We start from the raw sequence: 16,328 nt of genomic DNA, 5'->3' as shown, positions 1-16,328 counted from the left end.
GACGATGGCGTGGATAAGCGTACGGCAAAACCGTGTGGTCCTGGCGCCCGTTGCAGGTGTCAAGCTGTCGGGTAGGCGAGAGCCGAAACGGCAGCGACGGAGTCAACCAAGAACTCGTCTCCGGGGAGAGCACGGCATAAGCCGTAAAGCCATTGCGCAGGGAAGGCCGGGTGTTCTCCGCTGCCCTGTATGCTCGTGTGCAGCTTTCTTTGCACTATTCGCACACGAGACCGCGGGTGCAGCGCGCACCCGGTCTTCCCTGCGCCCTCTCGATGAGAGGGCGGGAGTTTCCAGCAAACCTCGGGCGCCATGCGTCGCGAGAATGCGAAACTGCGTTGGTTGACGGTGCAACAACAAATACGCTGTCGTCCCGGCCTCGAGCCGGGACCCATACGCCGCAGCCCATCGGCGAGAACGCTGGCGTCAGATACCTTCTTCAATAATAACTGCCGCGGAGTATGGGTCCCGGCTCAAGGCCGGGACGACGAAATAGATGGGCTGTTTGACAATGAATCAGGCGAGCTACTTGCTCGCACCGCCCTTCCGCTTGCCCAGATGATACGTCAGCGCCAGCGCCACGCAGTGGCGCAACTCGGCTTCGGGCACCTTATCCTCCGCGCCAAGAAGGATGGCTCGGTTTCCCTCATAGCGTAGCTCCGGATAAAGCTCGCGAAACGTCTCGACCAGATTGGTCTGGCAGTGGAAGTAGACCGCATACTGCCCAGGCACCGGCTTGACCTGGTCGATCCGGATCGTGCTGCCGCTCTTCGTCTCCGGCGTGAGATAGCTCGGCTGCCCCCATTTCAGCGTCTCTTCCAGCGCGCCGACGCCCTTGGTAGATTTTGCGGTGTCGAAGATCAGCCGGCGCAGCGCCAGCAATTTTGTCCGCACCGGCTTGGGATAGGCCTCGAAGACGGCTTCGACGGCGGTAGCCGGATTTTTTGCGGGCTGCTTCTTTACAGCTTTCGTCACGACCATTTTCCTCACCAGTCTCCTCAGCGTGCCGTCGGCGGCGTGTCGAGATTGGCGAAAAGAATCGCCTTACCGGCATCCTCGTAATGGGTGTCGCGGGCCTGGATCTGCTGCGCGATGGCGTGCATGTCGCGAAAGCGCCGCTCGAACTTGTTGGCGCTGAACACCGCGGTGGCGCCGGCCATGTGATAGGCGGTATCGACCACGGATGTCGATTGATGAATGGTCCAGGTCGCGGCGATCCGCAGCGCGATGCGGTGCTGTTCGGTGAGGGCGTCGCCGCGGGCGAGGTCGCGCCAGACTTCAGCGGCGGTGGTGTAGAGATAGGCGCGCGCGGCGCGCAGACTCGCCTCGGTGCGCCCGATCAGGCCCTGCACGGCGTTGTTGTCGCGCATCGCCTTGAGGCCTTGCGGCGTCTTGCCGCGCGCCAGATCGGTGGCGGCATCCAGCGTCGCGCGCGCGACGCCGAGCGAGGTCGCGGCAAAGCCCATGCTGAACACCATGTTGGTGGAGAGCTTGTAGAGCGGGCCATGTTCGCGGAGCGCCGCAGGGTCGTCGCGCAGCGCCGCGAATTTGTCCGGGATGAACAGATTATCGACGGAGTAGGAATCGGTGCCGGTGCCGCGCAGACCGATGACGTCCCAGACGTCGTACATCGTGGCATCAGCCACCGGAAACAGGATCGTGCGGATTTCCGGCGAGCCGTCCGCCTTGCGCCGCGGACTGCCGTCGGCCTCGACAACCCTGACATGCGCGCCGAGCCAACTCGCCTGCCGGGAGCCGCTGGCAAAATCCCAGCGCGCGCTGGCCTTGTAGCCGCCGGGCACCACCTGCACTTCATGCTTGATCGCGCCCCAGGCGAGGATGCCGGGCGCGACGTTGAAAATCTCGCTGGCGGCATCGGCATCGAGATAGGCGGCGGTCATGGCGCAGACGCTGCACTGGCCGAGGCACCAGGCGGTGGAAGCATCGGCCTTGGCGATCTCCTCCTGCATCTGCATGAAGATCTCGAGCGGCAACTCGGCGCCGCCGAGGCTCTGCGGCAGCAACGAACGATAAAGCCCGTTCTCGATCAGGGCGGTGGTCACATCAGGCGTCAGCCGCCGCGTCCGCTCGATCTCGTCGGCGTCGCGCGCGATCAATGGCTGCAGCATGCGCGCGCGCTCGACGAGGTCGAGGCCGGGGTGCTTGTTCATGCGCTTCCTCGCATTGTCTTGTTTTGTTTGCGCGAGGGGCGATGGTGGCCCATCCGCCGCCCTCGATCAAGGCGGCGGAGAATACGCATCTCAGGCTGCGGCGCGTCCGAGATCGAGCGACGGCTGCGATGGCCGCTTCGCCGATGGGAAACTCAGCGCCACCGCGACCGCCGTAATGCCGATCGCGAAGGAGCCGACGTAGAGCCAGTTATAGGCGTGGAAAGTGTCGAACACCCATCCGCCGGCCAACGGCCCCAGCGCCATGCCGAGGCTCGCAAAGGCGGAGACCGCGCCGAACACCGTGCCCATGATGCGCGCGCCGAAATATTCGCGCACCAGCACCGCATAGAGCGGCATCACGCCGCCATAGGCGAGTCCGAAGATCACAGACAGCGCATAGAACTCGCCGAGCTGGCCGACCGCGAGATAGGTCGCGACCGACATCGCCTGCACGAACAGCCCGCCGACCAGCACCGGCTTGGCGCCGAGGCGATCGGCCATGACGCCGAGCAGCAGCCGGCCGCCAAGTCCGGAGAATCCGGCAAGGCTGTAGACGGTGACGGCGGTCAGCGGCGCGATGCCGCAGATCATCGCGTAGCTCACCATGTGGAAGATCGGCCCCGAATGCGCCGCGCAGCAGGCGAAATGTGCCAATGCCAGCGTGATGAATTGCGGGGTACGCAACGCCTGCCCGACCGTCCATTGTACTTCCGGCACGTCAGGCCCGCCGCTCACGGGTGCTGCGGCCGGCGGCGCCGGACGCACCAGGAACGATGCCGGGATCAACAGCGCCCAGGACGCGATGCCGATCACCAGCATCGCCGTGCGCCAGTCATAGGCCGTGATCAAATAGCTTGCGAAGGGTGCAATCGTCAGCGGCGACACGCCCATGCCGGCCGACACCAGCGCCACCGCGAGGCTGCGGCGATGTTCGATCCAGGCGCTCGCCGCCGCGACCATCGGCGCATAGAAACTGCCAGCCGCGATCCCGATCAATACGCCGAAGAAAAACTGGAATTGCCAGAGGCTCGCAGCCTGGCTCGCGCCGACCAGGCCGATGCCCAGCAGCACCGCGCCGGCCAAAACCACGATGCGGGTGCCGAACCGGTCGGACAGCGCGCCCCAGAAGAACGCGGCAAATCCCATGGCAAGGAAATCGATCGTCGCTGCGGCCGAGACGCCGCTGACCGACCAGCCGGTATCCGTCGCAATCGGCTGCAGAAACACCGCCAGCGACAGCATTGTGCCGAAGCCGACACAGGTCATCAGCGCGCCAGCGCCGACGACGACCCAGCCATAGGAGGAGCCGGGCTGGGAGAAACCGGCGGGCTTGCTCATGCGTTTCCTCGCGCTTGTAATATTTTTTGTGTGCGCGGGACGATGGTGACCTATCCGCCGCGGCAGAGCAAGGCGGCGGATGAATGGCCGGTCACAGGTTTTCGCATCTCACCGCCAGGGTTTGGGCGGCGCAGGTCGTTGAGCCAGCGGGCAAAGTGCGCGAAGCGCGCCTCAGCTATCCACCTTCAGCGCGGCGATGAAGGCTTCCTGCGGGATGTCGACCTTGCCGAACTGCCGCATCTTCTTCTTGCCTTCCTTCTGCTTCTCCAGAAGCTTGCGCTTGCGCGTGATGTCGCCGCCGTAGCATTTCGCGGTGACGTCCTTGCGCAGCGCGCGGACGGTTTCGCGGGCGATCACCTTGCCGCCGATCGCGGCCTGGATCGGGATCTGGAACATGTGCGGCGGGATCAGTTCCTTCATCCGCTCAACCATGGCGCGGCCACGGCCCTCGGCGCGGGTGCGATGCACCAGCATCGACAATGCGTCGACCGGCTCGTTGTTGACGAGGATCTGCATCTTGACGAGATCGGCGGGCTTGTAGTCGGTGAGATGGTAGTCGAACGAGGCGTAGCCCTTCGAGACCGATTTGAGCCGGTCGTAGAAATCGAACACGACTTCGTTGAGCGGCAGATCATATTTCACCATCGCGCGCGAGCCGACATATGTCAGCTCCTTCTGCGAACCGCGGCGGTCCTGGCACAGTTTCAGGACGCTGCCGAGATACTCGTCCGGGGTCAGGATGGTGGCTTCGATCCACGGCTCCTGGATCTCGGCGATCTTGACCACGTCGGGCATGTCGACGGGATTGTGGATCTCGATCTCCTGCCCATCGGTGAGGTGCATCTTGTAGATCACGCTCGGCGCGGTCGCGATCAGGTTGAGATCGAATTCGCGCTGCAGGCGCTCCTGGATGATTTCCAGATGCAGCAGCCCGAGGAAGCCGCAGCGGAAACCGAAGCCGAGCGCGGCGGAGGTTTCCATCTCGAACGAGAAGCTCGCATCATTGAGGCGCAGCTTGCCCATCGCCGCGCGCAACGTTTCGAAGTCGTCGGCATCGACCGGGAACAGGCCGCAGAACACCACGGGGATCGCCGGCTTGAAGCCCGGCAGCATGTCGGTGATCGGCTTGCGATCGTCGGTGATGGTGTCGCCCACTCTCGTGTCGGCGACTTCCTTGATCGCCGCGGTGATGAAGCCGATCTCGCCGGGGCCGAGTTCGTCGACCTGCGTCATCTTCGGGGTGAAGAAGCCGACGCGCTCGACGTCATAGGCGGCATTGGTGCCCATCATGCGGATGCGGCTGCCCTTCCTCATCGTGCCGTCGACGACACGAATGAGGACGACGACGCCGAGATAGACGTCGTACCAGCTGTCCACCAGCAGCGCCTTCAGCGTCGCCTCGCGGTCGCCCTTCGGCGGCGGCAGGCGGGTGACGATGGCTTCCAGCACGTCGGGAATGCCAAGCCCGGTCTTGGCCGAGATCATCACCGCGTCGGCGGCGCTGATGCCGATCACGTCCTCGATCTGCTGCCTGACCTTTTCGGGTTCGGCCGCGGGCAGGTCGACCTTGTTGAGCACCGGCACGATCTCATGACCCGCGTCGAGCGCGTGGTAGACGTTGGCGAGCGTCTGCGCCTCGACGCCCTGGCTGGCGTCGACCACCAGCAGCGATCCTTCACAGGCCGCCAGCGAGCGCGAGACTTCGTAGGCGAAGTCGACATGGCCCGGCGTGTCCATCAAGTTGAAGATGTAATCCTTGCCGTCCTTGGCATGGTATTTCAGCCGGACCGTCTGCGCCTTGATGGTGATGCCGCGCTCGCGCTCGATATCCATGGAATCGAGCACCTGCTCCTTGCCCGCCATTTCGCGATCGGTCAGCCCGCCGGTGGTCTGGATCAGGCGGTCGGCCAGCGTCGATTTACCATGGTCGATATGGGCGACGATGGAGAAGTTGCGGATGTTGGAAATCGGGGCAGTTGTCATGGGGCGCGGGATAGCATTCACATCCCCGTGCGGCAACCATATTGCTGTATTTTAAGGGGCATTCTTCACGCCAAGCCGATTCCACGCGCGCCAAAAACGCGCTACGCACGGGTCCATGTCGACTGCATCAATTTTACCCGCCGCCGCGCGTTCCAGGCGCAGATGGTCCGTCCGGCGGCTGGCGGCATGGCTGGCCGCGCGCGCCAGCGATCCCAAGGGCGCTTTGTGGCTGGTGAGCGGCTTTGCCGTGGTCCATGCCGCGCTCTGGACGCTGATCCTGGTCAATCTGAAGACCGGCCAGGACATCCATATGGACGTCGCCGAGGCGTTCGGCTGGGGCCAGAAGTTCCTGCTCGGCTATGGCAAGCATCCGCCGCTGTCGGGATGGGTCGCGGGCGCCTGGTTCAGGCTGTTCCCGGTCACCGATTGGGCGACCTACGCGCTGGCGATGACGACGCTGGGCCTGGGACTGGTGATCTGCTGGCTGCTGGCGCTGCGTGTGGTCGATCACCGCCGCGCCTTCCTCGTCGTGGTGATGCTCGCGCTCTATCCGATCTTCAACTTCAAGGGCTTCAAGTACAATCCGGACCTGCTGCAGCTGGTGACGCTGCCGCTTCTCGTGCTGGCCTATCTCGACGCGTTCGAGAAGCGCAGCGTGAAATCCGGATGGTTGCTTGGGATCGCTGGTGCGCTGGCGCTGATGACCAAATACTGGGCGCTGACCATGATCGGCGCCATCGGCCTCGCCGCGCTGATCCACCCGCAGCGCCTGCAATTCCTGCGCTCGCCGGCGCCGTGGGTGGCCATCTTCGTGCTCGTCGTGGCGATGTTCCCGCATTTGATCTGGCTGAGGGAGGTGAACTTCGTCCCGTTCACCTATGCCGGCGAAATCTATTCGCTCACCGACCGTCGCATGATCGATAACCTGGCGCTCGGTTATGTCGGCCATAATCTCGCGCTGCTGGCGTTGCCGGTGGTGCTGGCGGGAGTAGCGCTGGCGTGGCCGTCGCGCTGGCGCAAGCCGTCTTTTGCGTTCTGGTCGCGCGGTGCGAATGCCAGCGTCAACCGCGCACAGGCGCTCAATGTCTGGCTGATCCAGGCGGTGGTGGCGATCGGGCCGCCGCTCGGCGCGGTGCTGTTCCAGGTCTACATCAAGACCGATTGGGGCATCCCGCTGTTCTTCCTGGTACCGCTGGCGCTGATCGCGATCCCGGCGCTGCGCGTGCGGCAGCTGGCGCTGTTTCGGCTGACCGCGACCTGGCTGGTGCTGACGCTGGCGGTGTTGGTCGTATCGCCGCAGATCGCTGCCTACGATGCCGGCCAGCATCGCAACGAAGGCGCCAGCTACCGGGCGCGCTCCGAACTTGCGCGCGAGCTGACCGAGGTCTGGCACCGGCGGTTTTTCTCAGCCGTGCCCGTGGTGGCGGCCTACAGCGATATCGGCCACCCCGTCACCTTCTACAGCGTCGATCATCCGGCGGTCCTGACGCCGTACGAGCCGTGGTCGTCGGGGCTGACCTCGCTCGAGGAGGCCAAGCGATCCGGCTTTATCGGGATCTGCGAGACCGGCGACTGGAAGTTCGAAAGATGCGAGGCATGGATGAAGGACCATGCCGCCAATGGCGAGCGCTTGGTGATCACGACGCGAAGGTTTTTCTCAGGGGGCCCGGGCCCTGCCACGATCTGGAACGTGATAGTGGTGCCGCCGGAAAAGAAATAAAAAGGGAATTGGGGAAACGCATGAATCTCGATTTGACTGGAAAGACCGCGCTGGTCACCGGCTCGACGCGCGGCATCGGTCTCGCAACCGCCATCGGGCTTGCGCGGATGGGTGCGGAAGTCATCGTCAACGGAAGAGAGCAAGCCGCCGTCACCGAAGCCATGTCAAAGGTTCGGCAAGCCGCGCCTGCGGCCGAGGTGCACTCGGCGGCGGTCGATCTCGGGGGCGCCGAAGGCTGCGCCGCGCTTACGGCGCAGTTCCCCGAGGTCGACATCCTCGTCAACAATCTCGGTATCTACGAGCCGAAGGGATTCTTCGATATCGAGGATTCCGACTGGACGAGGATGTTCGAAGTCAACGTCATGAGCGGCGTGCGTCTCACCCGGCATTATCTGAAGCGGATGCTTGATAACAAGGACTGGGGCCGCGTCGTGTTCGTCTCCAGCGAATCCGGCGTCTTCATTCCCAAGGAGATGGTTCACTACGGCTTCTCCAAGGCCGCCCAGCTCGTGGTGGCGCGCGGCGCCGCCGAACTCACCAAGGCGACCAACGTGACCGTCAATTCGGTCATGCCGGGGCCGACCTGGGTCGAGATGGCGCCGGTGCGGCTGGCCGCGCGTGCCAAGGGCATGGGAACGACCGTCGACGACCTCGTCGCACGCACCTTCAGCGAACGGCGGCCGGCCTCGCTGTTGCAGCGCTACGCCGAGCCCGAGGAGATCGCCAATCTGATCTGCTACGTCTGCTCGAAAGCCTCCAGCGCCACCAACGGCGCCGCGTTGCGCGCCGACGGCGGCATCGTCACCAATCCGTTTTGACGAGACTCCCTCGCCCCGCTCTTGCGGGGTCGAGACGAGCTATGCTCGCTCTTAGAGGGTTGGGGTGAGGGGCTCTATCCGCAAGCTCGATGTTGCGGTTGGACCTGTACCCCCTCACCCGGATCGCAAGTGCGATCCGACCTCTCCCGCAAGCGGGGCGAGGTGACAAGAGGCGCTGGTGTCTCACACGCCTTCTTCGTTGAACTTGTCGGCGACAAGACCCGCGATCGCATCGACCGCGGCCTGCGCCTCTGGGCCGGTGGCGGAAACCGTCACCGTGGTGCCGGGGCCTGCCGCCAGCATCATCAATCCCATGATCGAGGTGCCGCCGACGGTCTCATTGCCGCGCGTCACCCAGACCTCGGCGTTGAAACGCTCGACCATCTGCACGAATTTGGCCGACGCGCGCGCGTGCAGTCCGCGTTTGTTGATGATGAGAAGTTCCCGGGAAATGGCGCCTGAAGGCACGCTCGGCCCGACGTCGTTTCCGGGCGCGGCCTCGTCGCTCATTTGCCGGCAAGCACGCGGCTGGCGATGGTGACGTATTTGCGACCGGCTTCCTGGGCCATCGCGATGGCGTCCGGAAGCGAGCGCTCTTCGCGCACCTTGGCAAGCTTCACCAGCATGGGAAGGTTGATACCTGCGAGTACTTCCACCTTGGGGCGGCTCATGCAGGAGATCGCCAGGTTGGAGGGGGTGCCACCGAACATGTCGGTAAGGATAGCAACTCCATCGCCACTGTCGACGCGATTCACCGCTTCGATAATGTCGCTTCGACACAAATCGGAGTCGTCCTCGGCCCCGATCGTAATCGCTTCAATTTGTTTCTGCGGACCCATGACATGTTCGAGCGCCGCCCTGAACTCGTCGGCAAGGCGCCCATGGGTCACAAGCACTAGACCAATCATCGGAAACTCCTCGCGGGTGCTTTTGGTGCACCGCACGAACGCGCCACTTTGACCATCCAGAGGCCCCGCGCAAGAGGGCATCTTGGCTATTCTCCCGGAAACTTGGTGGCAGAGAGGGGAGCCTGCGCCGGTCTTATTCGGTCGCGATAGTGGGGCTTATATGGTTACCAAACCCCTTCACACAATCGGCCGTATTATTACCGGAAGGTGAACTTTCAGTTGTCGTCAGCGCGGCGACAACCAGCGGAAGGGGCTGAAAGCCGGTTCCGACAGGGATTCTCGGTATCGAAACACCATTAAGACTGACTACGAGGGCTTCCGGCGACGGCAGCCGTTCCGCGTCATCAGCCGCGAGATCAACAACCAGACCGACTACCGCCTCGCTGATGCAATCACAGCGGCGAATCCCGAGGCCGCGGATTTCGATCAGGCCGGCCAGTTCGGCCGCCGGGCGGACCCACAATTCTCCGGCCAGTGTGCCCAGATGGACACGGTCATCGCCGACCAAAACGGCCGGTGGAACCTGGCCGGTACGGCCGGCCAGAATCAGGTCGAAGGCCAGCCGTGACTTGCCGGAACCCGAGGGCCCGCGGATCAGGACGGCGCGGTCGCCAACCAGCACGGCGGAGGCGTGCACGCTGGCATTCTCAGTCATGGCGTCGGCAGCCTGACCACGAAGCGTGCGCCGGCGACCGTCGGGTTGCCGTCGGCGTCGGCCGGACCGGCGCGGTTTTCCGCCCAGATACGCCCGCCATGGGCCTCGATGATCTGCTTGGAGATCGACAGGCCGAGGCCGGAATTCTGGCCAAAACCCTGATGCGGCCGGTCGGTGTAAAAGCGCTCGAAGATGCGTTCGAGCGCATCCTCGCCGATTCCAGGGCCGTCGTCGTCGACCACGATTTCGATTTCCGAACGGACGCGGCGGCAGACGATGCGCACCTTGCCGCCGGCGTGGGAGAAGGATTGAGCGTTCGACAGCAGGTTGGAGATCACCTGGCCGAGCCGCGAATCATGGCCGGGAACCGAGAAGGTATCGGTCGGGCTGCGGCCCTCGAAGCGCGCCTCGACGGAGACGTCGTGGCCGAGCTTGGTTTCATTGGCGACCGAGGTCAGCGTCGTCAGCAAGCGCCTGAAATCGACCGGGGCCATATCCTGCCGCTGCAGTTCGGCGTCGAGGCGGCTGGCGTCGGAAATGTCTGAGATCAGCCGGTCGAGCCGCCTGACGTCGTGTTCGATGACGGCGAGCAGCCGCGCGCGGCTGTTTTCGTTGCGCGCCAGCGGCAGCGTTTCCACCGCCGAGCGCAGCGAGGTCAGCGGGTTCTTCAGTTCATGGGCGACGTCGGCGGCGAACATCTCGATCGCCTCGATGCGGCTGTAGAGCGCGTTGGTCATGTCGCGCAGCGCGCCGGAGAGATGGCCGATCTCGTCGCGGCGGCGGGTGAAGTCGGGAATTTCGACACGGGTCTGGATGCGGCGGCGAACGCGCTCGGCGCCGTCGGCCAGTCGCCGCACTGGACCGGCGATCGTGCTCGCCAGCAGCAGCGACAATACGATCATGACGGCGGAGGCGACGCCGCCGATTTTCAGGATCGCCCAGCGCTCGGCGCCGACCATCTGGTCGATGTCGTCGCCCTGGGTCGTGAGCATCAGCGCGCCACGCACCGCGCGGAAGTGCTGCACCGGCACCGCCACCGACACGATGACCGCGCCGCGCTCATTGACGCGGACCATGCTGCTCTTCTGGCCGCCCAGCGATTGCGCGACTTCCTGATAGCCTTTGCCGCCCTCGGGGCCGAGTTCGCGATAGATCGGCAGATCGCCGCGATTGAACCAGGTACGGATCGCGGTCAGCGTCCGCTCGGCGATATTGGGCTTGTCGGCCGACGGTGGTGGCAATTCGAACCGCAGCACGTCGCCGCGGGCAAACAGATTGCGGCTGTCCAGGATAAGCCCGCCTTCTCGGTCGAAAATACGTGCGCGCGTCTTGGTCGGCGCGATCAGACGGCGCAACACCGGCGCGACGCGCTCCGGGTTGATCGGAAAGTCGGAATACTCGTCCGGGATGCCATAGCTTTCTCCGGGCTTCAGATCGAGCAGGCGGTCGGGATCGACGGTGATGGTGCCGCCCTCGACGGTGGCCGAGGTCGCGACCGCTTCGGAGATGATCTCGGCATACACCAGCAAGCTCTGTGCGCGCGCCTCGATCAGGCCGGCGCGGAACTGCGACAGATAGAGGATGCTCGCCACCAGCGCGACGAGGCCCGCCAGGTTGAGCGAGACGATGCGGCGGGTGAGACTGGAGAAAGAGAGTGCAAAGAAGAATTGCCCGGCGCGACGGAGCCAGCCCAGCGGCCGCCACCAGCCCTGGCTCTGCGCCTTGTCGTCGGCAACGTAATCCCGATCGAGGGACGCAGATGCGTCCTCGTTGTTCCGGCCTCGATCAGGCTGCGTTCGATCTAGCAATGGCTAAAACTGCCGGTTGTCTCGACTGTCCCTGCAAAGCGCTGCTCGCGCGCTCAATCCTACCCCAGACGCGCCAAGGCGTCAGTTAACGAGCCGCTTGAGCATGATCCGGAAAAGTGGACACCGGTTTTCCGAAAAGATCATGCTCAAACAAAAAAGACCAAAAGTGCAGATCAGGCTTCCTTGAAGCGATAGCCGACGCCGTAAAGCGTCTCGATCATCTCGAAATCGTCGTCCACCACCTTGAACTTCTTGCGCAGCCGTTTGATGTGGCTGTCGATGGTGCGGTCGTCGACATAGACCTGATCGTCATAGGCCGCGTCCATCAGCGCGTTGCGGCTTTTCACCACACCGGGCCGCGTCGCCAAGGCCTGCAGGATCAGGAACTCGGTCACCGTCAGCGTCACCGGCTCGTTCTTCCAGGTGCAGGTGTGACGCTCCGGATCCATTCGCAGCAGGCCGCGGTCGAGCGCACGCGCATCCGGCTCCTTCGGTGCGGCGGTCGGATCCTTGGGCTGTCCCCTGCGCAGCACGGCCTTGACGCGCTCGACCAGCAGGCGCTGGGAGAACGGCTTGCGGATGAAATCGTCGGCGCCCATCTTGAGGCCGAATAATTCGTCGATCTCTTCATCCTTGGAGGTGAGGAAGATGACCGGCAGATCGGACTTCTGCCGCAGCCGCCGCAGCGTCTCCATACCGTCCATGCGCGGCATCTTGATGTCGAGGATCGCAAGGTCCGGCGGCGAGGTGCGGAAACCATCGAGCGCCGACGCACCATCCGTATAGGTCATGATGCGATAGCCTTCGGCTTCGAGCGCGATCGAGACGGAAGTGAGAATGTTGCGGTCGTCATCGACCAAGGCGATTGTGGGCATGAGCCTGCTTTCGAAAGAGAAGTGGCTTAAACGGCGGGCAACTCAGCCATGCGCCGTATAAATGAGCTTCGTATTCGGTCTACGAGCAATGCAAGCTGGGCTGAAGTGTGACCGAGTTCCGCAAAACGTTCCGCGAACGATGCGTAGCCCCCATATAGCACCCTCAAGGCCTGAGAAAAGGCCCTTTTTGCAGTAAAATGGCTGGAAAACCCATGCAACCGACCGCTGATTTTAATCCTTCCAAACTGGCCCGCTCGCTGCTGCGGCGCAGCCGGCAGGGCGCGTTGGGAACCCTGATGGCCGGCAGCGGCGACCCCTATTGCTCGCTGGTCAACATCGCCTGTCATTTTGATGCGTCGCCCATCCTGCTGATCTCCCGGCTGGCGCTGCATACGAAGAATATTCTGGCCGATAACAGGGTCTCGCTGATGCTGGACGAGCGCGCCGCCGGCGACCCCCTGGAGGGCGCCAGGATCATGCTGGCAGGCCGGGCCGAGGAGGCCGCGGGCGAGGCGGCCGAAACCTTGCGCCGGCGCTACCTCAACGCCCATCCATCCGCGCAAGTCTTTGTAGATTTTAAGGATTTTTCGTTCTTCCGGATCGTGCCAACGGGCGCCCATCTGGTCGCCGGCTTTGGCCGGATCATCGACCTGACCCCCGAGCAGTTCCTGACCGATATCAGCGATGCCGAGGGGCTGTTGGAAGCCGAACAGGGCGCCGTGGAACACATGAACGAGGACCACCGCGAGGCGATGAACCTCTACGCGACGCGCCTGCTCGGGGCAGGTAGCGCCGACTGGGCCTGCACCGGCTGCGACCCCGATGGCATGGATATGCAGGCAGGCAGCGTCACGCTGCGGCTGGATTTCCCGGAACGGGTCACCAACGGGACTGCCTTACGCAAGATGCTGGTCCGGCTGGCGGGCGAGGCCCGGGCCAAAGAGCCCGCCAGTCCTTGAGTGCCGGAATTTGAACGGCGGCAGCCGCTCGCGCGACCTAATCCACACTCCCGCGCGAATTGGCCAAAGGTTAAGCCCGCATCATGAATTCCCGCACTCGAGTGATCCTGCTTGCAGGGCTCACGCTTTTCGCAAGCACGTGTCTCAGCGCGCCGTCCTCGGCGCAAAAAAGCGAGACCGCGGCGCTCAGCGCCAAAATCAACGACCTCAGCCGCGCCGGAAAATATGCCGAAGCTGTCGCGCTGGCGCAGGGGCAGGTCGAATCCCTGGAGAAGAAATACGGCCCCGCGCATCGCGACGTCGGAGCCGCGCTGAATAATCTGGCGCAGCTTTATGGCAGTCAGGGCAGGGACGCTGACGCCGAACCGCTGTCGAGGCGAGCGATCGCGATCCTGGAGAAGACAACTGGCGCCGGATCGCCGGAGATCGCTGCCGCGCTAAACAATCTCGCGGCGCTCTATCAGCGCCAGGAGCGCTACGCCGAAGCTGAGCCGCTGTTCAAGCGGGCGCTGGCGATCCGTGAGCGGTCGCTGGGATCCGGGCATCCCGACGTCGCGCAGTCCCTGAACAATCTGGGCACCCATTACGAGAAGCAGGGCCGCCATGACGACTCCCGGCCGTTGTTCAGGCGCGCGCTGGCGATCTGAGAAAGCGGCGGGTCCTGAACATCCCGCGGTCGCGACGCTTCTGAACAATCTCGGCCAGGTCGAGAAGGTCGAGGGCCACTTCGCCAAGGCGGAGCCGCTGATCAAGCGCTCGCTGGCGATCCGCGAGAAGGTGCTCGGCCCCGATCATCCCGACGTGGCGCGCTCGCTGAACAATCTGGCGGAGCTCTACGATGGGCCGACGGACCGCGTCCGCGAGGCCGAGCGGCTTTTCGAGCGGGCGCTGGCAATCCGTGAACGCGCCGTCGGTCCGGATCATCCGGATACCGCCAGATCCATGAACAATCTGGCCGCTCTTCCAGGCGAATACAGGTTATCCGGAAAAGGCGTTGCCGCTGGCATTGCGGCTGGTCGCAAGCGGGCGCGGCGAACTCTATGCCGTCCTCTCGGTGCTGGCGGATGCCGAGCGCAACAAACTGATACCGACCGACCAAGCTGTCGATGGCGATCCAGCGCGGCACGCAGTCGTCGGCGGCGTCGGCTGTCAACAAATTGGCCGTGCGGCTCGCCGCGGGTAACGACCGGCTCGCCGAACTGGTTCGCCGCGATCAGGATCTCGCAACGGAGGCCGAAGCCCTGGACAAGGCTCTGGTGGCGGCGGTCTCCAAAGAGCGATCGAAGCGTGACCTTGCGGCCGAGCAGCGGAGCAAGGCCCGGCTCGCCGCCATTTCGAGCGAGCGCCCGTCGTTGCAAAAGACCTTGTCTGCTGAGTTTCCAGATTACGCCGCGCTGTCTAATCCGCTGCCGATGACGGTGAAGGAGATCCAGTCGTTGCTGTCAGGCGACGAGGCGATGGTGCTGCTCACGGCCACGGTGAAGGACAGCTACGCCATTGCGATCACGCGCGAGGGTTTTGACTGGTCCCCGATCGGGCGTGGCTCGGAAGAGATGTACAAATTGGTCGCGGATTTCCGCCGTGGACTGGATATCGCCAATGCCGGCGATGCGTCCGGCAAATCCACGCTGTTCAATCTCGAATTCTCCCACTGGATGTACAACCACCTGCTGGGACGCGTCGAGACGCGGCTAAAGGGCAAGCGCAGCCTTTTGATTGTTCCGACAGGCGCGTTGACGGCGCTGCCGTTTCATTTGCTGGTGACGGAGAAGCCGCCGGCCGCGATCCCGGAAAAACTCGACGGTTACCGCGATGCCGCCTGGCTGCTCAAGCGTCACGCGGTGTCGGTGTTGCCGTCGGTCACAAGCCTGAAGACGCTGCGGGCGATTGCCCGCAGGGATCAAACCACCAAACCGATGACCGGTTTCGGCGATCCGCTGTTCAATCCGTTGCAGGATAGCAGCGGCGACAAGCGCGGCGCAGCCAAGCCGGCGGCGATCAAGTCCGCGGCGCGCGGCGTCACCAACGTCGCCTATACCGACTTCTGGCAAGGCGCCGGCGTCGATCGCGCGCGGCTCTCTCGCGTGCTGTCGCAATTGCCTGACACCGCCGACGAACTCAATGCGGTCGCAAAGGATCTCGGCGTTTCCGAAAGCGATATTCATCTCGGCGAGAATGCCAGCGAAACCACGGTCAAGCGTGCCCGGCTCGCCGATTACAGCATCGTCTATTTCGCCACCCACGGCCTCGTCGCCGGTGACGTGAAGGGGATCGCTGAGCCCTCGCTGGTGCTGAGCATTCCGAAGCAGCCGTCCGAACTCGACGACGGCCTGCTCACGTCGAGCGAAGTGGCGCAGCTGAAACTCAACGCCGATTGGGTGGTGCTGTCAGCCTGCAACACGATCGCCGGCGACAAGCCTGGCGCCGAAGCGCTTTCGGGATTGGCGCGATCGTTCTTCTATGCCGGCGCGCGTGCATTGCTGGTCTCGCACTGGGCGGTGGATTCCGCGGCCGCCACGCGGCTGACGACATCGACGTTCGACCGGCTCAAGGCCGACCCGAAGCTCGGCCGGGCCGAGGCGCTGCGCCAGTCGATGCTGGCCTATCTCAGCGATGCTTCCTCGCCCCGAAATGCCTATCCGGCATTCTGGGCGCCGTTTGCGCTGATCGGCGAGGGTGCGACCCGCTAAAATCAGATTGTGCGACGCAATAACTGAATGGTAGCGCTATCGCGCGGCTGATGGTCGCGCGTTGAGCGTGCGTGTTCGCCCCCGCGCCGCAGCAAGTGCTTGATCTGGATCAAGGCCTTGTCTGGAATAAACCAAAACGCGTTGGATCGGCTTGGCAAGCACGGCGTTGCCAAGTATTAGGTCGCCGGACCGGAGCCGGAAGGCTATATTCAGTGGTCACCGCGACAGAAGCGCGTTTAGCGGCATTCGCGCGATCGAGATACGCGGGTTCGAGGAGGTTCTTCGTGCAAGAGACGGGTCTACGTAACGGTGCCTTTGGCGCCGATAAATTCGGTTTAAAGAAACTCAAAGAGGTTCGCTGGAACCTCGGAGCGCCGCAGCTCTACCAATATTCGCTGTCGTCAGG

General features: G+C 63.8%; 12 protein-coding genes and 1 pseudogene. 4 read left to right on the top strand and 9 right to left on the bottom strand.

Annotated features, from left to right (window positions below; genetic code table 11):
* Window positions 1–522: 522 nt before the first annotated feature.
* The 4 genes from JQ574_RS34490 to lepA form a co-directional block, all read right to left on the bottom strand.
* Window positions 523–972 carry a DUF1801 domain-containing protein gene (locus JQ574_RS34490; RefSeq protein ID WP_312017852.1) on the bottom strand — a complete coding sequence of 150 codons (450 nt, stop codon included), beginning with the start codon at window positions 970–972 and terminating at the stop codon, window positions 523–525.
* A gap of 23 nt (window positions 973–995) precedes the next feature.
* The gene (locus tag JQ574_RS34485) at window positions 996–2,168 is read right to left on the bottom strand and encodes an acyl-CoA dehydrogenase family protein (RefSeq protein WP_212209797.1); all 1,173 of its coding nucleotides are present in this window, start codon (window positions 2,166–2,168) and stop codon (window positions 996–998) included.
* A 90-nt stretch (window positions 2,169–2,258) separates the two neighbouring features.
* Window positions 2,259–3,506, bottom strand: a complete 1,248-nt coding sequence (locus JQ574_RS34480) for an MFS transporter (RefSeq protein ID WP_212209796.1) — start codon at window positions 3,504–3,506, stop codon at window positions 2,259–2,261.
* Window positions 3,507–3,677: 171 nt separating this feature from the next.
* Window positions 3,678–5,489 carry a translation elongation factor 4 gene (gene lepA, locus JQ574_RS34475; protein WP_212209795.1) on the bottom strand — a complete coding sequence of 604 codons (1,812 nt, stop codon included), beginning with the start codon at window positions 5,487–5,489 and terminating at the stop codon, window positions 3,678–3,680.
* A gap of 115 nt (window positions 5,490–5,604) precedes the next feature.
* On the opposite strand from lepA, the gene JQ574_RS34470 reads away from it, so the two are divergent.
* Window positions 5,605–7,209 (top strand): glycosyltransferase family 39 protein, encoded by a 1,605-nt coding sequence (locus JQ574_RS34470; protein WP_212209794.1) that lies wholly within the window; start codon window positions 5,605–5,607, stop codon window positions 7,207–7,209.
* 20 nt (window positions 7,210–7,229) lie between these two features.
* On the top strand, window positions 7,230–8,027 hold the full coding sequence (locus JQ574_RS34465; RefSeq protein ID WP_212209793.1) for an SDR family NAD(P)-dependent oxidoreductase: 798 nt from the start codon (window positions 7,230–7,232) through the stop codon (window positions 8,025–8,027).
* A 183-nt stretch (window positions 8,028–8,210) separates the two neighbouring features.
* Here the strand turns inward: JQ574_RS34465 and JQ574_RS34460 are convergent, their stop codons facing one another.
* From JQ574_RS34460 to JQ574_RS34440, 5 genes are all read right to left on the bottom strand, one after another.
* Entirely contained in the window at window positions 8,211–8,537 is a 327-nt protein-coding gene (locus JQ574_RS34460) for an HPr family phosphocarrier protein (protein WP_212209792.1), read from the bottom strand.
* Entirely contained in the window at window positions 8,534–8,935 is a 402-nt protein-coding gene (locus JQ574_RS34455) for a PTS sugar transporter subunit IIA (RefSeq protein ID WP_021076632.1), read from the bottom strand. Before JQ574_RS34455 ends, JQ574_RS34460 begins: the two co-directional genes overlap by 4 nt.
* A 133-nt stretch (window positions 8,936–9,068) precedes the next feature.
* Window positions 9,069–9,590 carry an HPr kinase/phosphorylase gene (locus tag JQ574_RS34450; protein ID WP_212209791.1) on the bottom strand — a complete coding sequence of 174 codons (522 nt, stop codon included), beginning with the start codon at window positions 9,588–9,590 and terminating at the stop codon, window positions 9,069–9,071.
* Complete coding sequence (locus tag JQ574_RS34445) at window positions 9,587–11,398, bottom strand: sensor histidine kinase (protein WP_212209790.1); 1,812 nt, start codon at window positions 11,396–11,398, stop codon at window positions 9,587–9,589. The genes JQ574_RS34450 and JQ574_RS34445 overlap by 4 nt, the downstream gene beginning before the upstream one ends.
* A 173-nt stretch (window positions 11,399–11,571) precedes the next feature.
* Window positions 11,572–12,273 (bottom strand): response regulator transcription factor, encoded by a 702-nt coding sequence (locus JQ574_RS34440; protein WP_016843287.1) that lies wholly within the window; start codon window positions 12,271–12,273, stop codon window positions 11,572–11,574.
* A 212-nt stretch (window positions 12,274–12,485) separates the two neighbouring features.
* Here JQ574_RS34440 and JQ574_RS34435 point away from each other — a divergent pair, with 212 nt between their 5' ends.
* Window positions 12,486–13,232, top strand: a complete 747-nt coding sequence (locus tag JQ574_RS34435) for a HugZ family protein (RefSeq protein ID WP_212209789.1) — start codon at window positions 12,486–12,488, stop codon at window positions 13,230–13,232.
* Between the two features lie 83 nt (window positions 13,233–13,315).
* Window positions 13,316–15,922 (top strand): annotated as a pseudogene (locus JQ574_RS35975) (CHAT domain-containing tetratricopeptide repeat protein).
* The last annotated feature ends 406 nt before the right edge of the window (window positions 15,923–16,328 follow it).

Source organism: Bradyrhizobium sp. AUGA SZCCT0158 (assembly GCF_018130065.1).
Taxonomy (GTDB): Bacteria; Pseudomonadota; Alphaproteobacteria; order Rhizobiales; family Xanthobacteraceae; genus Bradyrhizobium.
This window is presented reverse-complemented; position numbering and strand designations above follow the sequence as displayed.

Excerpts from the sequence above, each read along its gene's own strand:
- JQ574_RS34485 (WP_212209797.1), bottom strand. The coding sequence starts at position 2,168 with ATGAACAAGCACCCCGGCCTCGACCTCGTCGAGCGCGCGCGCATGCTG.
- JQ574_RS34480 (WP_212209796.1), bottom strand. The coding sequence starts at position 3,506 with ATGAGCAAGCCCGCCGGTTTCTCCCAGCCCGGCTCCTCCTATGGCTGG.
- lepA (WP_212209795.1), bottom strand. The coding sequence starts at position 5,489 with ATGACAACTGCCCCGATTTCCAACATCCGCAACTTCTCCATCGTCGCC.
- JQ574_RS34470 (WP_212209794.1), top strand. The coding sequence starts at position 5,605 with ATGTCGACTGCATCAATTTTACCCGCCGCCGCGCGTTCCAGGCGCAGA.
- JQ574_RS34465 (WP_212209793.1), top strand. The coding sequence starts at position 7,230 with ATGAATCTCGATTTGACTGGAAAGACCGCGCTGGTCACCGGCTCGACG.
- JQ574_RS34460 (WP_212209792.1), bottom strand. The coding sequence starts at position 8,537 with ATGAGCGACGAGGCCGCGCCCGGAAACGACGTCGGGCCGAGCGTGCCT.
- JQ574_RS34455 (WP_021076632.1), bottom strand. The coding sequence starts at position 8,935 with ATGATTGGTCTAGTGCTTGTGACCCATGGGCGCCTTGCCGACGAGTTC.
- JQ574_RS34450 (WP_212209791.1), bottom strand. The coding sequence starts at position 9,590 with ATGACTGAGAATGCCAGCGTGCACGCCTCCGCCGTGCTGGTTGGCGAC.
- JQ574_RS34440 (WP_016843287.1), bottom strand. The coding sequence starts at position 12,273 with ATGCCCACAATCGCCTTGGTCGATGACGACCGCAACATTCTCACTTCC.
- JQ574_RS34435 (WP_212209789.1), top strand. The coding sequence starts at position 12,486 with ATGCAACCGACCGCTGATTTTAATCCTTCCAAACTGGCCCGCTCGCTG.